We start from the raw sequence: 18,806 nt of genomic DNA on the forward strand, positions 1-18,806 counted from the left end.
GCTCCGGAAAACTCTAGAATTTATAAGTGCCCGTTACAGTGAAGCTTCGTGGCGCTCCGATCAGATTAGCGTTGTCCGTATAGCCGACACCTTTGTAATAATATTTATCAAACACATTATAGACATTGAGTCTGAAGTCCGTGTTTTCGGTCGGGCTGTAAGCAACCATCAAATCCAGAAGGCCAAATGCATCCTGCTTTGCGTTAACGTAACCGTTCACGTTGCCTTCGATTGCGCTCTGAAAGCGACCAGACGCCCCCACTCGCCAACCGTTTAAATCTCCAGGAAGCGTGTATACGGTTGATAGTGTAAGCAGATGCTGAGGCTTATCTCGCCCATATCGGTCGCCCGCTTTACCGCCTGTCGAATTTTCAAGATACTTTGCATTGATGTAGGTGTATCCCGCGAAAACGCGCCAGTCTTCAGTGATCAGACCCGATACTTCGGCCTCAAATCCACGGCTGCGAACCTTACCCGCCGCTGAATAACACTCAATACCTCCGTCACAGGGAGGCAGTTGATCCGGTAGATTTTTCTGGTCGATCTGAAACGCTGCAAGACTTGCATTAAGCCTGCCACCAAGAAACTCACCTTTGATACCGGCTTCATAATTCGTGCCGGTCACCGGATTAAGCAATGCGCCATTACTCCCGGTATAATTCTGCGGTTTAAAGATAGAGGTTACACTGCCGTAAACAGTGAAAACGTCGTTGAGATCATAAGTGGCCGCGACGTAGGGTGTAAACTCATGCTCAGCATCGAACGCGGTAGCTTCAGTATAAGTACCACTACGGAAGAATGTATTCGTTTCATACCAGCTCAGACGACCGCCAACGAACACATTAAGAGGATCAGTCACGTTAAGCTTGGCTGTTCCATAAAGACCGTAATTAATTTCTTTAGACTGCCGCTCCCACATGTAGTTGAACTCAGGCATGGGAACGTCAACGGACTGCTGCCAATTGAAGGGATCGAATTGATATGGAAACTCTGAAGGCCAGCCACCGGGGCCATCATCGTTGATATTACGTCTGTAGTTTCCGCCAATGGAAAGTTCATGGGTACGTCCGAGCAGGTCAAATTTACCCTGAGCATTCACATCAAAAGCGGTCTGCTTATGATGATAATCGTACTTGCCAATATTATATTGCAACTCATCGCTTGCGGGATCCAAACGATACAGTGAAGCGCCTAGCATATCCATCTTAGCGTCAAGATAGCTGCCTTTGACCTTAATCACCCAATCATTATCAAGTTCATGCTTAATCTCACCAAAGACATTGGTGTTTGCCTTATTCCAGTATGTCCATGACGGACTCGAGCGCACAGAACGATCGAAATCGTAAAAGCTGCCATCGGGACGAGTTGGCAATCCGTTCCAGTCCGCTCCGGGGCTTTTCTCGCGATTATAATATCCGCCCAATGTCAGCATCGTATCTTCGGTCAGATCTGCTTCAAGAATCCCGTAATATAACTGACGCTGTCGTTCATAATCCTGCGTGAAAGTATCCGAATCCTGGAGCGATGTAACCATGCGCCCGCGCAACGTACCTGCAGCATTTAAGGAGCCGCCAGCATCAAGCGTTCCCATGTAATTATTCCAGCTGCCTGCCGTTCCAGTTACGATGATCTGGCGTTCAGCCGTTGGGCGTTTCCGCACCAGATTAATGGACGCTGATGGATTTCCGGCACCTTCGAGCAAGCCGGCAGCCCCTCTTACGACTTCAACCCGATCATACATTGCAAGGGTCGATGAGCCGACAACATCTGAATCCTGACTGATGGTTAGGCCATCGACCATAATATTGTCGACCTGAAATCCCCGTGCGAAATAATTGCTTCGCTCGCCACCCGTTGCACCAACCGTAATGCCTGTCGTATTCGCTAAGGCATCTTCAACTGTGACCATCCCCGCGTCTCGCATCCGCGCATTTGTCACAACGCTAACAGATTGAGGAGTTTCGCGAATTGAAAGGTTTAATCCCGTTGCAGTGGACATTTCACCAGTCGTGTAAGAGCCGGAACCTTCCGTAACTGATCCCTGACCCACAACCGTAATCGTATTAAGCACAGTTGTGCCATCCGGTGCGGCCACAACACCTGATGATGCCGAGGATGGATCCGCAATTGTAACTGTAGTTGGATTTGTAAATCGCCAATTCAAGCCAGTCCCGACCAAAGCTGTGCCGATTGCCTGAGAAGTAGACATCGATCCTCTGACCGCTTTGGCGACCTTAGATGCAGAGGCCGTCTCAACGAACACCACAGCGACACCAGAAAGGCGACCGATATCGTTCAATGTCTGACGAACCGATTTCGACGGAATATTGAAATCATGAATTTTCTCGGCGGGTGCCTGAGCATATGCTGCCGTAAGCAACAGGGACGCACTTGTCGTCACTGATAATATTGTCGTCGCAAGCAGCAACGCAAATCTGCGTGTCCCAGCACTGGAATTCATGATTAATTCTTTCCCGTATCCATAATGGTGCGGACGCGAGAATACCGCGCCCCTCTCATTGGACTTAACGCTCGGGAAGACAATGCACCCTCATAAAAAGGTGAATTATTTTATCCTGTTTATGAAAACGGCCTTCATGGCCTGATCACAACAAGGCGCTCGCTTAGCTTATTCATCTTGAATCCGACAGAACTCTGCAATGAAGACAGCGCCGCATTGGTATCATTGAGCGAAAAACTGCCACTTATCCGGCGCGCGCCCAAAGCGGACCCGACGATAATAATCCGGCCATCGCGATAGCGTTCGATCCGTTGTAAAACATCCTGCAAGCTTGCATTGTTAAATACAAAGCGTCCGTCATGCCATGCCAAGGCATCATCCAATTCAATATCGTGCGGCGTGGAAAGACCGTCATTGCTATACGCCACGGCTTCGCCCGGCTTCAGCACGACCTGATCTGAAGAATTGCCAAGCTCGACGCGCAAACTGCCATGCTCAAGCGTGACTTCAACGCCCTCGTTATCCAGAGCAACATCAAAAGCCGTACCCAGAACACGTGAGCTTCCATTGGCGGCCTCTACGATGAAAGGCACACTCGATGGTTTAACCTCAAAAAATGCTGTGCCGCGCAGGAGTTTTACCTGACGAAAATCGTCATTCAAGCGAACGTCAATTGCAGTATCAGCATCAAGCAAAACCGACGAACCGTCATCAAGTAAAATCTGACGCGTTTCGCCTCGTGCAGACACATAGTCTGCGCTCATATCCTGCCAGAAATTCGGTTTCTCAAGCCATATCCAGCCGCTTCCCAGCAAAAAGATCATTGCCAGTGTGCCTGCACCCGCCTTGCTGCCAGTCTTTTTGCGCTTACGTAATTCTCTGATACGGCTGAGATGACCAGAAAGAGATGACGCCTCTTCACGCGCTATTTCTGTTCCGGGCGCAACACTTGATGACCAAAGAGCACTGATCGACCGATAGGCATCTTCATTACCGATATTTAGCCGCTGCCACGCACGAAAATTCTGCTTATCTTCACGCGACGGCTTTCCGTTCATACGCGTAAACCAAGCTATAGCCTCCTTTTCGGCCTTAGCGCGATCAGAAATTTCAACGTTATGCTCTTCCATTTGCACCGAGTATATCAAAAATTTACAGCAGCAGCGCCTCGCTTGCCGTCTCGTTAATATAACGATTATTCTGCAACCTACCCCTCAGTCTTTTTACTCAGCGGCGTTTTTACAGGAAAGAATGGCTTTTGCCATATCTCGTTCTACCGTGCTGTATGAAATATCGAGCGCTTCAGCAATTTCATCATAAGAGCAGCCGTGAATGCGGTTAAGAAGGAAAATATGCCTAGCGCGCTCGGGAAGCGAGCGGATTGCCTCATCGATCCTGCGAACATCGTTGATCGCAATGACAATCTGCTCAGGAGTTGGGACAGGGACAGCATATTGCTCTTCCGTCAACATTTCTGGCAGTTTTTTATGTCGGTTTTCAACTCGTATCAAGTCGATGACCGCATTACGAACACAGCGCCTAAGATATGCAGGCGTCAGAATAATATGCTCTCTGGTCTTTCCCCAAAGTCGAACAAACACATCCTGAACAACATCAGACGCATTCGGCGCACCTATTTTTCGAACGACCATACGTTCAAGACGCTGCCGCTCAGCCCTGTAAAGAGCATCTATCTCGTCAGACTTTGCGTCCATTCGAAGCCACAATCAGTTATGGGCAACACTGCCATCAAGCTATATCTTTGCTCATACAAAACATGACTGAAATATACAAGAATAGAATATAAGTGGATTGCGGAAACCGGTTGCAATTTACAAACTTCCAGGCCGAGATGGCCGGTTATTAATTGCTTGGAAGTATTGCTCGTGCAAATATGGAATTTAGCACCCAGAAATCATTATTGCTTTGATTGCCAGTCAGATACCTTGGGCTGCGTCTCTCCCCGATGTTGTAAGTGGACTATTGCATGTAAAAAACGTCCTGCATGCTGAAACGGATCGAACAGTTTCGATAGGTTTCAGCTTCGCTAAGCAAGATACTGCAAGCCGCCAGACGCACCTATGGAATAGCTGCTCTCGCCCAGTTGCGCTAGTCCGATGAGCCGATTGCCCTTGTTAGGGAATCTGCGAGATCAATTGGATCAATTTCCTAGCGCCGAGTCGGTCGCGTGTATTTTTCTTGGGATAGGAGAGGTGATTGGTATCAAAATGCCGGCACAGGAGCATCAAGGCGTTCTGTCGTGTTCGCATTCTGCGGCCAACGAACAAGCGCAGCTCGACCAGCCTCGGTCAGTTCATAAATCCCACGATCAAGCCTGGCGAACCAACCATACACGTTCGACTGTAGAATTTTGGCTGCCTCGGGGACAGTCGTCTTTAGGTGCCGCAGCCGTTGCGGACCGGCCTCCAACGCCGAGGCACAACCTAACGCTTGTTGACGGTACGCTGTCATCATCGGCATTCTCGTGCTGCCGCCGACGACCGGATCGCCCTTTCGTTTCCGGTGTTCACTGACAAGCCGAGACCTTCTCTTCGTGTTAGTTCGCGGCATTGGGGAGACGGCGCTGACGAGAACTGAAACTTCACCGCTTTCCCACACTCCCAACATGCCGATGCCGAGCCGGCGGCAAAGGTCACGGTAACGCTTGTCATTTTCTCTCCCCTTTCGGCGAGACATCCGCGCGGCGATCCACACCTCATCAGAGACCGCGGCCCTATCGACAGCTTGCAGGATCAGTTCTAGATTGAACGCGAGCTTCAACTCACATACGACCACGACTGGTGGAGCGTCATCGCTCAAACCGACGAGATCACAACCACTAATCTCACCCTTGACGATTAGGCCCGCCTTCTCGAGGAAGGATTTCACGGGAAGGTAGAGCGCAGTTTCCATGTCTGAGAATTAAACGGTTCGGCGTTGCGTAGCAAGCCCGGAGAGCAACAGAACGTTCGTATCCAACCGGCCTGACATCGAAACCTCAACATTGAGCCTAAATAATTAGTTCGGATACCAGTAATCTTATCTAACCTATCATCGGACTGGAGGTTGGCTGCTCCCAAAGTGGTCGGAAGCGCTCATCATTTACTTTCATACTAACACCATCGAGTCCGTCCAATTGAGCTCCCAGTTGTCGGGCCGAAACTCCAAGCAAAGCTCACCTGATAGACGTTGTTGATGTCCGGACAGGCGCCCGCCGTCCGCGTGTAAGCAGGGCAGATTTGTCGGCATTTCGATGTTTCTGATACCAAGTCAAGAACCGGATCGCTCCATTCCCAGCAAACGCGCTCGGCTCTCTTTCAAAATAACCGACCAAGAACGATGATCACGACTTCAATGTTCAGATAAGGCTTCCTGCCAATTTTGGCCGCCATAAAAGAAGCCCAACACAACAACTTCTTGATCAGTGACATTGAAGGCGATCGTGACTCTACGTTCAAAGCCAACGGTTCTCAGTCCTTCGCGTATATCGTTACGCAAGGTGCCTCGTTCAGAAGCGTATTCGAAGCCGCGAATATAATTTTCAAGCCTATCGATGTATCCGAGCGCTGTCTGAGGCGAAGCTCTTTCGGCTATCCAGTCATAAAGAGCCAGAAGATCTGCCTCCGCTTCCGGTGATAAGATAACCCTCCTGCCGATCACTTTCGAACTTTCATGCGTTCAGCATGTCGAGTGCGAACTGACGCAAAAGCAGAATCGACACTTACCGCCCGTGAAGGGTCGGATTTCATTCCGTCATACGATGCAGCAATTTCATTATGTAGCCAGCGCTCAATCACTTCATCCCGCTCTCTTAATGCACGGATGCCAGCACGAACAACCTCACTAACTGAGGCGTAATCCCCACTTCTGACTTTGGATTCGATGAAGGCTGCTTGCTCACTAGGCAGGCTAATCGTACGTTTTTCGTTATTGGCCATTCTACTTTTCTTTTCGATGACATCAAGCATGGTATGAATAATTCATACAATTAATTGAGCTTCATGAAAAGGGCATATCTATTAAATGCAGAAAGCCAAAAATGGCAATTTCGAACATATGCTACCCCAAACAGCTATTCTAGAGGTCGGAACATCCAGACGCCGCACATTTCCAGATTACCAGTCAAGATTCTTGATGATTGCCCCTCCTCAACGGCAATATCGCCCGTCTATCTTGGAGAGAAGCGGATTGGTGCCCCGTTGATCCCATAAATAAAGTTTGAAGCTTAGCTGGTAGGAATCATGTCTGGCCATTCCCGTGCGCCATGAAGTACGCGGAGGATACGAACAGCCGATTGTGTTACAGCATAAGCCGCGACGTATGGGGTGCCGTTTATCACCAGCTCCCGCGTCCCGGCAATTCTGCCAACCCGACCACTCGCAGGAAAATCAACTAGGCGACGAGCAGCCGCGACTATTCGTTCGTCGACCATGATTGCAGATGAGGGATTCTCCGCCTCAATGAAAGTGAAGATGGCGTCTCGATCTGATAACGCAAATGCAGACCAGTTGAGCTTCACGACTTGAGCGCCGCTGCTTTAAGGCGCGCTGCCGCCCGTCGTCTTTCGAAATGAGCTGTGACTTCATCATCCGGCACGTCGGGTCGCGTGTCGTGAAGCGCTTCAAGAACCTTGCTGCGAAACCAAGCATCGTGCGCTTCGCTGCCTGATATAAGTTCTAGCGGTAGTGCCCCCTCGTTCGCCGTCCGTGTGAGTAAGATACGAACTACGTCCGACACCGTAAGACCCATACTTTCCAGAACCGCAGAGGCACGATCTCTAACTTCTGCATCAATGCGAGTTTGAACGAGTGCGTTAGAAGCCATAAGTTTCTCCAACTTAAAGCTTAGTTGTAATGCATATGAATTACACAGTCTATAGAAAATTTCTGTGTTCGCCAAGTCACTTCATTTTCCGCCTTGGAGCGATACGATCCACTCGTCCCAATCATTGGCCGACGTACCGATTTCCAGTCAAGAATATTGGCGCCAACCCTTTCCAACTGGAATAGTCCCCTAATTGGCCGGACAGTTTCTGCCACTTAAATAAGTGATAGGACACTGTTCACATTATGACTGGTAATAGCATTAAGATGGAAATTCTTTCCGGCCCTGAGCGGCGTCGACGCTGGAGTACAGCGGAGAAGCTTGCGATTGTCCACGAAACCTACGAGACGGACGCGACGGTCAGTCTGGTCGCCGGTCGCCATGGCATTGCGCCTAACCAGCTGTTCGCGTGGCGCAAACTTGCCTCACAGGGTGCATTGGTTGCAACGGCAACCGAAGAGTAGGTTGTCCCTGCCTCGGAATACCGGGCGTTTCAGGCTCAGGTGAAGGAGTTACAGCGGCCTATGCCCAAGCCGAATGGCTCGGTGTGTCAATACTCGGAGCGGGATTTAGCTTCGTTGCCTTACTGGTATGGGGAACCACGCTTCACTTAGCGATCAAGGCGATAAAGTCAGAATGATATACGCCTGCCACTTTTGGCTCCCCATCCGTGGCGTCCTAGCGTAATCTTGAACTTCAATCTGAGATCGGATGGGGTCACGTTCGCCAGCGATGACGATCCCGCTCTCGTTACGCTTTTGTTTTTAAAGTCAGATACTCACTGCCTTTATGTATGCGTTAGCCTTCCGTCCTCCTTCACATTACGCAAATCCGTTGTCATCTGGAACCATGATTTTGGCCGGCTTTACAATCTTTCCTGTATCCAAATTCTGTGTTTTCGCATTGCGGTACGCGTTGATCTGAGAGAGTGAAACTAACGACCGCGTAAAAAGCTGACAATTAGATCTGACCCAGATGTTGAGACCAATCGTTCGACTTTTGACGAGAGCTAAGAATGCACGAACCGTCAAAAAGGTCCGTGCATCAACTTGAGGGTATTTATTTTGGTGAGTGGAATTTACTTTTTACGGCATGGCATGTCAGTCCCCTCGGCATTGATCGCTGTGCCTTCAGCGGTTTCAATGCCGTAGAGGAGTTTCGAACGCGCTTCGATTGACGCAAGCAGGGCTTCACCAAGGCCTAATGCTCGTTCTGACTGACGCACGCTGTAATCCGTCAGATATCTGGAAGCCAGCTCCGGCTTTTCGGCCTTGTAAAGGATGTCAGCTGTCGCCTGAACTTCAGGAATGTCATCGATCTGTTTAGCTTCGAAGGCTTCAAGGGCTTGTGTAATTTCAGGCATGAATGTTTCTGGGTTTGCGCACGCATGGTACATAATTCGCTTAAACAAACGTCCCGCAAACTGTGTCGCTTCCTGCGACTGATATTCAGCATTTAGGAAGGTGGAGCCTGCATCACGGAAAAGGTATCTGTGAATGCCATACTCAGGGATGACCTTATCGATCCCAATATGATAGGGCACAAACGGCGCGGTAACAGAACCTGTTGGTGCAACCCATAGCAGATTCAAACCTGAATGCGATGTATCACGCAGCTGAGCGACTTCACCGTAACCGGAACGCTCAGTTGATACACGCGGATCACGGACCAGTTTCATCATTTTTTTCAGTGTGACCGGCGCCATATCGTGGAGTTCTTTTTCCACGGTTTCAATTGTCCAGTGCTTTTGACCGGTTCGCATCGGGCGGTCTTGTTCGCTATAGACGGCATGCACGTTAAACGGTTTATCGCCATCACGTTTCCACCAACCCTGCTCGATGGCGAAATCATAAAAATTCGGGGAAGCCAGGTAGTCGTTGTTGCCAGTGATGTCGGCTGGAATATCGCCAATATAGCCAGGATATGAAACGCGCACATCATCTGGACCTAAGCGTTCAGCGACCCATAAGCCTTTGCCGCCTGCGAATTGCAGTACTACCCAACCTTCATTCTTATCGGCAATCAGATGCGAGTTACCGCCGTAGGTGGTATAACCATGCTTATTGATAAGATCGCCGATAATCTCGACGGCTTCACGCGCCGTTTTAGCACGCTCCAAAGCAATACGGGCCAGATCGCTGTATTGTGGACCCGTTTGCGGGTTTGGTGTCATTTCAACCAGTTCGTCGCGTGAGTTCGACCAGATATCCCGTAACGCCACGCCGTGCTCGTTCAAACCGCCATTGGTCAGCGGTGCGGGAAAGCCTTCGAAATCGCTATAATTCATGTTTATGTATTTGAAAGTCTCAGGAACCTGAGGGATTTCAATGAGTTTGCCTGGCATATAGGCCTTGTCAGTTGCTCCTACCGATATTGTCGCACCTTCGGGATGCTTTTTAGCTGGCACAACAGTCAACCAATGCCCCGAAACTTCCTCACCTGTACCACCTATCAATACAGATCCGTCTTCAGTCAGATTTTTTCCAACATAAAAGCCATAGCTCGCAAATGCATTCGAGTATAATGACGATAATATCAATACATTCAAAGATATAATTTTACCAAATTTACCTGTTTTCATCATTTCAACTTTCATTTATCATTTCATTTTGCACATTGATTAAAAACGGTCAGACATTTATGTGCTCGTCACGAGATTATTTATATCGAAATAATTGTGATTATTAAATATTTAATCGACAAAGATCATATGTAACTTATTGAAGCGTTGTCCGGTCTGACTGAGGTGGCTTCTGATTCCGAGAGCAATTACGCGATTTGCCAGTTTTGATTTTTTGTCATGCTGCACACGACAGATGCGCACCGATAACAGTGCCGCCTAGAGCACCATCCAATCGGCGCATGGCCATTAATAAGGATGATACATGAAAATCTAATTTTGAGCTTTCATATGATAGGTCACCTGCTGATACGGTATTTTTATTCCGGCTGCATCAAAGGACGTTTTCACTGATCTGGTCGTGTTGCGAACCACATCCCAATAATTGTTGCTGTCAACCCAATAGCGATAGCACAAAATAATTGCACTATCGCCGAGCTCATCGACGAAAAATGCCGCTTTAGGATCCGCCCGAACGCCCACTTGTGACGAAACAATGTTCTCAATTATTTTGAAAGCGTCATCGATGCTGTCATCGTATCCTATGCTAACCTTGAAGTCGTGCATCCGCGCTTTAAGGCGACTGTAATTGGTAACAGAGGTGTTCCAAAGAGTAGAATTTGGAACCATAATGTATAGGCCGTCGTAAGATAAGCTCGGTCGTAAACAGGCCTATCTCTTCAACAGTACCCACCACACTGCCTGCGCTTATAAACTCTCCAACTCGAAACGGCCGAAGAACCAGAAGCATAATGCCAGCTGCAATATTCTGAAGCGTTCCTTGCAAGGCGAGGCCAATGGCGAGACCGATTGCTCCCACTGCCGCAAGTATTGAGGCGGTCTGGACGCCGAACTGGCCCAGAACCATCACAAGAACAATAGCAAGTATTCCATAGCGGATCACTCCGCCAAAAAATTTTGAGATTGTTTTATCAAGCCCACGGATGTTTGATAGTGACGTTACTGCCCAGCGTTGAAGTGTTCCAGCTAATATCCATCCTGCGCAAAGGATCAAAATTGCACCGAGTGTCGATTGAGAATAGCGCAAAAGCAGATCTGATGTCTGGAACAGAAATTGATTAGTATTTTCAAAGATTTCGGTCGCTTTTTGTTCCATTATTCCTATCTCAATTGCGAGCATTTTGAATTTGGTGGGCCGATCATCACATGTCGGCTGAATGCTCCGGTGCGCTATGGACCAATTGCGTTTCTGGTGTGTGAACCAATGCCAGATAACGCTCAAACTGGACCAGTACATCCGAGATCAATTGTTCTTTCGTCATGCCCATGACATCATAGCCCCGACCGCCGCTTGAAAAATACGTTCTGGCTTCAAAGCGAAATTCCGGTTTTCCCACGGCCATAGTCGAGAAAGCCGGAATCTGGTGTGAGGCGGGCATTATTCCGTAAATGAAGTCACGAACACCCTCTGCAGAGGAGCGCAGCGCTATCGAACCGTTGTCTTCCGACACCACAACCGTGTCGCGTCCACGATTGTTGAGTTCTGACGCAACTTCGGAAAGTGCCTTCATCGCCGGACCTTCGACAAACGTTAGCACTTCACGTTCGGAAGGCGCATGCAGCATTAACCCCAATCTGCGCTGCCAGGTCAGACCTGCTGCTGGCTGTGCCGTTGGCGCATTTGGAATTCCCGCATGTGCGACTTGCTGGGCAAGATCGGCTCGCATGCCTTTGAAAAGTGACCAAACAAGAACGAGTATGACGATGGAAAACGGAAGTGCACTTGCGATTGTCACCGATTGAAGGGCACCCAATCCACCGGCAACAAGCAGACTGGCAGCCACGATACCTTCAAGCGCGCACCAGAAAACCCGTTGAGCGGTGGTCGTTTCAGTCTCGCCCCCCGCAGCAATAGAATCCACAACCAACGACCCTGAGTCGGAAGATGTAATAAAGAAAATCGCTACCAGGAGGACGGCAAGCGTTGAGGTCAATGTCGTCCAGGGCAGGTATTCAAAGAAATGGAACAGACCAACCGACACGTCAGCAGCTATCTCGGCTCCCAACTTCCCATTGGCGATAGTTGTGTCAATCAGGATCGCAGAGTTTCCAAAAACCGTCATCCAGAAAAATGTGAAGCCAGCTGGAATAAACAAAACAGCTGTAACAAATTCACGTACGGTGCGACCTCTCGAAATACGAGCGATGAACATGCCGACAAAAGGTGACCAGGAAATCCACCAAGCCCAATAGAAAAGTGTCCAGTCATCAATCCATGGTGTGGGCTGGTAGGCATATATATTGAACGTTCTCAGTACTAAGGAATCCAGATAAAGACCGATATTCTGAACAAAATCGCGAAAAAGCTGTGCTGTTGGTCCCACAACGAGGACAAACAGCATAAGCAAAATTGCTATCAAAAGGTTCACTTCTGATAAAATGCGAACGCCTTTATCAAGTCCTGTGACGACGGATATGGTCGCAAGGCCGGTGATAACCAATATCAGCGGAAGCTGAACCTCTAACCCAATGGGAACTCCGGTGAGATAATTCAGCCCGGCATTAATTTGTGAGACGCCAAGTCCAAGAGAGGTTGCAATACCGAACATTGTTCCGACAATCGCAAAAATATCAACAGCGTGACCAACAGGGCCGTTAATCCGTTCCTTCAACAGAGGATAAAGGCCTGATCGGATCGTTAGAGGAAGATTGTAGCGATAGCCAAAATACGCAAGTGACAGACCCACAACCGCATAGATCGCCCACGCGTGAATCCCCCAATGAAAAAAAGTCACAGCCATTGCTTGTCGTGTCGCTTCAATCGAGCGCGGTTCAGCTGTTGGCGGGGCCATGAAATGGGACACTGGCTCGCCAACAGCATAATACATCAATCCGATGCCCATACCGGCAGCAAACAGCATCGCGATCCACGACATAAAGCTAAAGTCTGGAGTAGAGTCATCAGGTCCTAATTTAAGGCGACCATATCGCCCCAAACTAAGCAGCAAAACGCTGGCAAGAAAAATTCCTACGACCAAAAGGTAGAACCAACCAAAATTCAAAAGAATACTGGTTTGCAACGCAGCAAAAATTTCAGCGGCTTGATCTGGAACGATTACACCGACTGCCAAGAATAATCCTATTATAATTATCGAACCAAAAAAAACAGGCGGATTGATAATAAATTTGGCTAGCATTGTCTCTCGCAGAACTGGGACACAGAAGGGGTAAATGTCAACCTAGGATCGGACACAATTTTGTCAATATTATTAGAAAAATTTATAATTATCTATAAATCATACTATCAATTATAATGAAAATAATACCGAAATAAGAAAAAAATGTTAAAGAGCCAATATTTAATAATAATATTCTTTATATTCGTTGCGTTATTCATCTTTATGGCTATTTAAAATAAATTCCGCCATACGCGCATTATCACAATTCTTTTCTCTTTCCCGCCCCTTAGTGCATTTACTAAGCATAATCTTTCTATGTTCATGGTTTTTGGTGTAATGCTCAACGGGAACTGGTCTAGTAACGAAATAGGCGTTCAGACGACTCATTATCCCCAATAGCACGGTCAGAGCTTTTGGTGATCAAAGGCATAGGGCACAAATCTGAGTATGTGGCACGTGATCTTGTGACCTCAGCCATTGAGAAGCTTGCGGGGCGAGACATAGATTTGAGTTCTGTAGCGAGGCAAGTGGAGCGTCAGATTATAGATAAGGCAAAAAAAGAAAAAGGGCCGATTTGGAACCGGCCCCATTCCGGAAACTATGACGCTGGCAAAATAGCCACATCGCGCATATTGCTTTCCAGTTTCTCAACGGTGCCGATTTTGGTGGCAGCGCCAGTTTCAAGATTTACCGTGTAAACCGTGTTGTCTGCAACGAGATGGGCCGTGTTTTTGCCTTCCGCCATTCCATGAATATCGAACGCGTAAGTCTCCGGGCTCCCCTCGATTTCAAGATTGCCGATTGTTTTCAGCGTTCCGTCATTTGGCTTCGTTTGCTGCACAAGTGTTTTATTGCCAGCATCGATATTAAACATAGCTGTCTTTTCAGGCTTACCGATTGAATTGGTGTAAGCAGCGGCGACAATTTTGCTTTCAGCGCCCTCACCTGTATCACCCTTTTCATATGCCAGCTTACCATCTACCGTGACTTCACCCGTATCCGGATGCACACGATGATTTGTCGTGCCCGTCATAAAACGAAGCCGATCAGCCATTGGATTAAAATCAACAACGACAGCCTGCCCTTCAGCCATTGGCAACATCGTATTCATTTTGGCGATTTCTGTTATCGCTCCACTATCGATATTGATTGCGACGATCCGATGATCCCCGGTAACGCCGACAACAGTCTTATCGACAGGTCGAAAATCAATACCAACCAGATTGTCAACGCCATCGACTTCCATCGTCTTTGTGACTTTGCCGTCATCTGTGTCAAACATCACCAGCGTCTTGTCACCGACAAGGCCAAGCGCAGGTGCGGCTATGCCATGAATAATCGAAACGCCAAAAATTGTGGATGTAGCCAGTACCAGCTGAATAATATGCATCATTGTCCTCCATTGTTTCGTTGTTCGAAGCTGCCGTTAGGGTCGTAGATTTCGGCGCCTCTGATTATCAGACACATGCGACCACCAGTTTGGATGCAGTGGAGAAAAATAAAATTCCAATGCATCTGTTTGCCTGTTTCCTGCGTATAGAAATCAAGGTTAAATTAGCTGACGGATGAGGAGATGAGTGGAATGGGCGGGCAAACGGATGAGCTAGCAAAGGCTATTGCTGCCTGCGTGCGGCGTGATCGGTCAGGACTCCGAGCTATCTTTGATCAGGAATCGGGACGATTGCTGGCCGTTGCCCACCGCATTCTGCGCCGCCGCGAACTTGCGGAAGAGGTTTTGCAGGAAGCGCTCATTCGCATCTGGACCCATGCCCATCAATATGCGCCCGATCAGGGCTCTGCCAAAGGGTGGATTTATGCGATTGTGCGTAATCGCGCTTTGAATGTGTTGCGCGACGGAAAACGTGAGCAGACAGTGGATGATGTCGACGCTTTAAGCGAAGCCGAACACTCAAATGACATTTTGACAGCTTGGCATCAACTTGATCAAACAAGCCAGCTAAGAGAATGTCTTGATGCTCTAGACAAAGACAAGCGAGATGGCATTCTTATGGCTTACGTCGGTGGCTACACGCATGGTGAAATTGCTGGGCGATTACAAATACCTTTGGGCACCGCAAAATCCTGGGTAAGACGAGGTCTGAGCGCATTGCGGGCATGTATGACATGATAAAATCATTTGATAATACGCCGGAACTTGCTGACGAATATGTGCTCGGTCTGCTTAATCCGGACGAAGTCCTTCAGCTCGAAGCCGAAATTATCCGCAATGACGAGCTGAGGCAGGACGTTGCCCGCAGCCGTGAGCGATTTTTGGCGCTCGATTCATCCGCTACGCCGATGCGCGTCGATGAACACGTCTGGGAAACTGTTGAAAATCAGCTTTCGGATAGGCCTGCCCCGGCAATAACACCTGTCAAAAATGCCAACGATAACAAGCCTGGTGTTAATGGATGGCGACTTGCAGCACTCTCGGCATCGGCTGCATCAATCCTTCTTGCTATTGGTCTTGGATGGTCGCTTACAAGAACCATTGAACCGGTTGTGATCGCTGTTTTGCTGGATGATACTGGAAACGTTCAGGCTATCGTTGAAGATTTCGGCAATGAAAATGCGCGCGTCCGCCTGTTAAACGATGTCGAAATTCCATCGGGCAAAACCATTCAGGTCTGGACGCTTCCTTCTCAAGACATGGGGCCTGTCTCAATGGGTCTTCTTGAAGGCGCGCATTCAGCTCAGTTGAAGGGGCCAGATTTGCCTCTGCCGCGTGGTGAGCAGCTTTATGAGCTTACATTAGAGCCTGCGGGTGGTTCGCCTACGGGACGTCCGACAGGACCAGTTCTGTCAAAAGGTTACGCAAAAACACCGTTGTAAACGCAATCGCATTATTAGTAATTCGTTCAACCACCTGCAAAAGAATGTAATGCTCACCTTTGATGGATATCACGCATTTATCCAGACGCCATTTGTCGCCAAGGCGTAAGGTACGGCGACGTAGGTGTTAGCATGGGCCTGCCCGAAAATCGCAGTCCATTGGTAAACTGTCTTATTTTTGATGAAGATATCGCGATAAGCCAGCCCATCTTCGACGATGCGAAAACTCAGTGGAAAGCGGTATACAACCACACCGCTTCTACAATTATCGCGATGGATAACAATAGCGACGCTAAATCCAAGAGCGAGGCTGAGGCAGCACACGTTATCGTTTCTGATGTTTACACTTAGGTTAGCCCAAAAGCCCCGTCCAAAAGGCCCTAGATAAACATCCACCAAGACGATTTTGAATAAAGATCAAGGTCATGCTTTCAAGACCGCTCAGCCTTCTCCTCTACACGGCTGGAGAACCAATTTGCCAGCAAAGCACCGGAAATATTATGCCAGACACTGAAAATAGCGGGTGGGTTCTAGTTTGAAGTGCGACTTGCAAATGATAACAATGAGTTATCCAATGCAAGGAACCCGTCATGGACCGCACCTATTCGCATATTGATCTGGATGAACGTCGCAGAATAGCACGCTGGCGCACTGCAAAGCTTTCCGTTGACGTTATTGCTGAGAAGCTTGGAAGGCATCGCTCGACGATTTTTCGTGAACTGAAACGCAATCAGTTTAATGATGATGAGATTAAGGATTTAAACGGCTATTACTGTACGATTGCTGAGCAGAAATGCCGCGAGCGGCGTTCGAAGCAACGCAAGCTCATTCGGTATGATGAGCTACGGCAGTCCGTGATAGATCACATCAGCGATGGATGGTCGCCGCAACAGATTGCTGGGAGAATGCGGTTGGAGCAACATCCCATATCTGTCAGTCACGAAACAATCTATCAGTTTGTGTATTCCACCGACGGTCGAAAAGAAGAGCTTTGGAAATATCTGCCGGAACGTCGTGCCCGACGCCGCCCACGTCATGCCCGGCGTCATCATGGACGCCGCTTTCCACCAGAACTGAGCATCCTTTATCATCCAGACATGGTTGCCAGGCGCAAGCAGTTCGGACACTGATGGTGTGGATACCCCTTCCCCGATCGTAGGAAGATCAGGCATACTGCGGGTGCGGGGTTAATCTGGCACAGGAGACGTGTTCATGGAAGGCGCCGCAATAATTGGTATTGATCTCGCTAAGTCTGTATTCCAACTGCATGGAGCAGACGTCACTGGCAAACCTCTGTTTCGGAAAAAGCTGACGAGAGATCAGTTAAGTGTCTTTCTGGCAAGCCAGTCGCCGACAGTAGTCGCAATGGAGGCTTGTGGTTCTGCGCATTATTGGGGGCGCGAGATTGGTGCCCTTGGCCATGACGTCAGGCTCATTCCACCTATCTACGTTAAGCCCTTTGTTAAAAGACATAAGAATGATGCCGCCGACGCGGAAGCCATTAGTGAAGCCGCTATCCGACCAACCATGCGGTTCGTTCCGGTTAAGTCTGCTGAACAGCAGTCAAGGGCCATGGTCTTTAAGACACGAGATCTTTTGGTTCGTCAAAGGAACCAAATCGTCAATGCTCTGCGCGGACACTTGATGGAATACGGGATTGTTGTACCTGCGGGCCTTACTTTTGTGCGCAAACTTGAACGGGAGATAGAAGATCCCGATACACCGTTGCCTTTGCTGGTAGTGGAGCTCGGACATCTACTTATGGATCAGCTCCAGAGCTGCAATACGAAGATTGCTGTTGTCGAGCGGCAGATGAAGGAAGAAGCGAAGCGTGACCCAGAGGCGCTACTCCTGCAAACAGCTCCGGGCATTGGCCCTGTCAGCGCTATGGCTATCAAAGCTTTTGGGCCGGATATGAACAGCTTTCGTCGCGGCCGTGATTTTGCGGCGTGGCTTGGCCTTGTACCCTTGCAGAAGTCGACTGGCGGCAAACAAAAACTTGGTCGTACTTCGAAAATGGGACAACGCGACATCCGCCGCCTACTAATCATTGGGGCAATGACCCGCATTCGATGGGCGATCAAGAATGGAGTCCCTGAAGGCTCGTGGCTTCAGAAAATGCTGCAACGTAAACCACGATTGCTCATCGCTATCGCCTTAGCAAATAAGACTGCGCGAGCGATCTGGGCAATGATGACAAAAGGTGAAGAATATCGGGGAGAACCTGTTTCGGCTTAATACCGAAACGGAAATCTCCGATTATGTGAGGAGGACGTTGGAAAGTAAGGGCAAACAGATCGGCAAGATCGAGATCAGGAAAACCAGGCATTCCCAAAGGGCTTCGCGCCCGCGCCACTGACATGGACCTGACCTTCGCATCGCCATACCGGCCCGCGGCATAAATGGCCGCTTCAACAGAGGCCTGACACATGACCGTAACCGATCTCACGTTCGAGCAATCCAAAAATAATCCTTGCATTACCGGGGGTATCCACACATGGGAATGCGACCTCATCCAGTTTCGCAAGAGGTTCGGCAAGGCCAATGTGACGTCTCTGGTCGAGCGGGTGAGCCGCTTTACTGTGTTGCTACGTAACAATGATCGTCAGTCACGGCCGGTGATGGATGGCGTGATTAGGGTACTCCAACCCCTGCCCCAAATGGCCCGCCGATCAATCACGTTTGATCGTGGCACTGAGTTTACAGAGTGGTCGTATCTACAGAATGGAATAGGGTCGCAAATATGGTTCTGCGATCCGCAATCACCCTGGCAGAAAGGCACCGTTGAAAACACCAACAGACGCACAAGACGTTGGCTCCCCCGAGACCTTGATCCGCTCACCCTCAGTGATCGAGACCTCGCATTCATCTGTCATCGGCTCAACAATACGCCGCGCAAATGTTTGGGGTACAAAACGCCCGCAGAAGT

At 48.9% G+C, this 18,806-nt stretch carries 17 protein-coding genes and 3 pseudogenes; 7 read left to right on the forward strand and 13 right to left on the reverse strand.

Annotated features, from left to right (window positions below; all coding sequences use genetic code 11):
* Positions 1-13: 13 nt before the first annotated feature.
* The 8 genes from CEV34_RS17670 to CEV34_RS17705 all read right to left on the reverse strand — a co-directional run bounded on the left by CEV34_RS17670 (position 14) and on the right by CEV34_RS17705 (position 7,285).
* Positions 14-2,428: a TonB-dependent siderophore receptor gene (locus CEV34_RS17670; RefSeq protein ID WP_210199577.1), complete on the reverse strand. Its 2,415-nt coding sequence runs from the start codon at positions 2,426-2,428 to the stop codon at positions 14-16.
* Between the two features lie 167 nt (positions 2,429-2,595).
* Entirely contained in the window at positions 2,596-3,591 is a 996-nt protein-coding gene (locus CEV34_RS17675; protein WP_064322976.1) for a FecR family protein, read from the reverse strand.
* A 93-nt stretch (positions 3,592-3,684) separates the two neighbouring features.
* Positions 3,685-4,176, reverse strand: a complete 492-nt coding sequence (locus CEV34_RS17680) for an RNA polymerase sigma factor (RefSeq protein ID WP_007881524.1) — start codon at positions 4,174-4,176, stop codon at positions 3,685-3,687.
* 508 nt (positions 4,177-4,684) lie between these two features.
* Entirely contained in the window at positions 4,685-5,374 is a 690-nt protein-coding gene (locus tag CEV34_RS17685) for a DUF2161 domain-containing phosphodiesterase (protein ID WP_007881525.1), read from the reverse strand.
* A 438-nt stretch (positions 5,375-5,812) separates the two neighbouring features.
* Entirely contained in the window at positions 5,813-6,121 is a 309-nt protein-coding gene (locus CEV34_RS17690) for a type II toxin-antitoxin system RelE/ParE family toxin (protein WP_064322872.1), read from the reverse strand.
* Positions 6,118-6,429, reverse strand: a complete 312-nt coding sequence (locus CEV34_RS17695) for a type II toxin-antitoxin system ParD family antitoxin (protein ID WP_235819101.1) — start codon at positions 6,427-6,429, stop codon at positions 6,118-6,120. The genes CEV34_RS17690 and CEV34_RS17695 overlap by 4 nt, the downstream gene beginning before the upstream one ends.
* Positions 6,430-6,686: 257 nt before the next feature.
* Positions 6,687-6,980 (reverse strand): type II toxin-antitoxin system RelE/ParE family toxin, encoded by a 294-nt coding sequence (locus tag CEV34_RS17700; protein ID WP_094544175.1) that lies wholly within the window; start codon positions 6,978-6,980, stop codon positions 6,687-6,689.
* Positions 6,977-7,285, reverse strand: coding sequence for a type II toxin-antitoxin system RelB/DinJ family antitoxin (locus CEV34_RS17705; RefSeq protein WP_064322969.1), 309 nt, complete (start codon positions 7,283-7,285; stop codon positions 6,977-6,979). The genes CEV34_RS17700 and CEV34_RS17705 overlap by 4 nt, the downstream gene beginning before the upstream one ends.
* A 245-nt stretch (positions 7,286-7,530) precedes the next feature.
* On the opposite strand from CEV34_RS17705, the pseudogene CEV34_RS17710 reads away from it, so the two are divergent.
* A pseudogene (locus CEV34_RS17710) lies at positions 7,531-7,818 on the forward strand (transposase); the annotation flags it as partial.
* A gap of 545 nt (positions 7,819-8,363) precedes the next feature.
* Here CEV34_RS17710 and CEV34_RS17715 read toward each other — a convergent pair.
* The 5 genes from CEV34_RS17715 to CEV34_RS17730 all read right to left on the reverse strand — a co-directional run bounded on the left by CEV34_RS17715 (position 8,364) and on the right by CEV34_RS17730 (position 14,435).
* Positions 8,364-9,881 (reverse strand): C69 family dipeptidase, encoded by a 1,518-nt coding sequence (locus CEV34_RS17715; RefSeq protein WP_007880965.1) that lies wholly within the window; start codon positions 9,879-9,881, stop codon positions 8,364-8,366.
* Positions 9,882-10,178: 297 nt separating this feature from the next.
* The gene (locus CEV34_RS27570) at positions 10,179-10,472 is read right to left on the reverse strand and encodes a mechanosensitive ion channel family protein (protein ID WP_007880966.1); all 294 of its coding nucleotides are present in this window, start codon (positions 10,470-10,472) and stop codon (positions 10,179-10,181) included.
* A 7-nt stretch (positions 10,473-10,479) separates the two neighbouring features.
* On the reverse strand, positions 10,480-11,022 hold the full coding sequence (locus CEV34_RS27575; protein ID WP_268877855.1) for a mechanosensitive ion channel family protein: 543 nt from the start codon (positions 11,020-11,022) through the stop codon (positions 10,480-10,482).
* A 46-nt stretch (positions 11,023-11,068) separates the two neighbouring features.
* Entirely contained in the window at positions 11,069-13,063 is a 1,995-nt protein-coding gene (locus CEV34_RS17725; RefSeq protein WP_064322966.1) for a BCCT family transporter, read from the reverse strand.
* 580 nt (positions 13,064-13,643) lie between these two features.
* Positions 13,644-14,435: a DUF4394 domain-containing protein gene (locus CEV34_RS17730; protein WP_179253572.1), complete on the reverse strand. Its 792-nt coding sequence runs from the start codon at positions 14,433-14,435 to the stop codon at positions 13,644-13,646.
* Positions 14,436-14,627: 192 nt separating this feature from the next.
* On the opposite strand from CEV34_RS17730, the gene CEV34_RS17735 reads away from it, so the two are divergent.
* The 6 genes and pseudogenes from CEV34_RS17735 to CEV34_RS17760 form a co-directional block, all read left to right on the forward strand.
* On the forward strand, positions 14,628-15,173 hold the full coding sequence (locus CEV34_RS17735; RefSeq protein WP_007880975.1) for a sigma-70 family RNA polymerase sigma factor: 546 nt from the start codon (positions 14,628-14,630) through the stop codon (positions 15,171-15,173).
* Positions 15,161-15,877, forward strand: coding sequence for an anti-sigma factor (locus CEV34_RS17740; protein WP_007880977.1), 717 nt, complete (start codon positions 15,161-15,163; stop codon positions 15,875-15,877). The genes CEV34_RS17735 and CEV34_RS17740 overlap by 13 nt, the downstream gene beginning before the upstream one ends.
* Positions 15,878-16,009: 132 nt before the next feature.
* Positions 16,010-16,228, forward strand: a complete 219-nt coding sequence (locus CEV34_RS17745) for a hypothetical protein (RefSeq protein ID WP_064322963.1) — start codon at positions 16,010-16,012, stop codon at positions 16,226-16,228.
* 239 nt (positions 16,229-16,467) lie between these two features.
* Positions 16,468-17,004 (forward strand): annotated as a pseudogene (locus tag CEV34_RS17750) (IS30 family transposase); the annotation flags it as partial.
* 85 nt (positions 17,005-17,089) lie between these two features.
* Positions 17,090-18,115, forward strand: coding sequence for an IS110 family RNA-guided transposase (locus CEV34_RS17755; protein WP_007880984.1), 1,026 nt, complete (start codon positions 17,090-17,092; stop codon positions 18,113-18,115).
* Between the two features lie 260 nt (positions 18,116-18,375).
* Positions 18,376-18,806: pseudogene (locus tag CEV34_RS17760) on the forward strand (IS30 family transposase); the annotation flags it as partial.

Origin of the sequence: Brucella pseudogrignonensis, assembly GCF_002252525.1 — a bacterium.
Taxonomy (GTDB): domain Bacteria; phylum Pseudomonadota; class Alphaproteobacteria; order Rhizobiales; family Rhizobiaceae; genus Brucella; species Brucella pseudogrignonensis.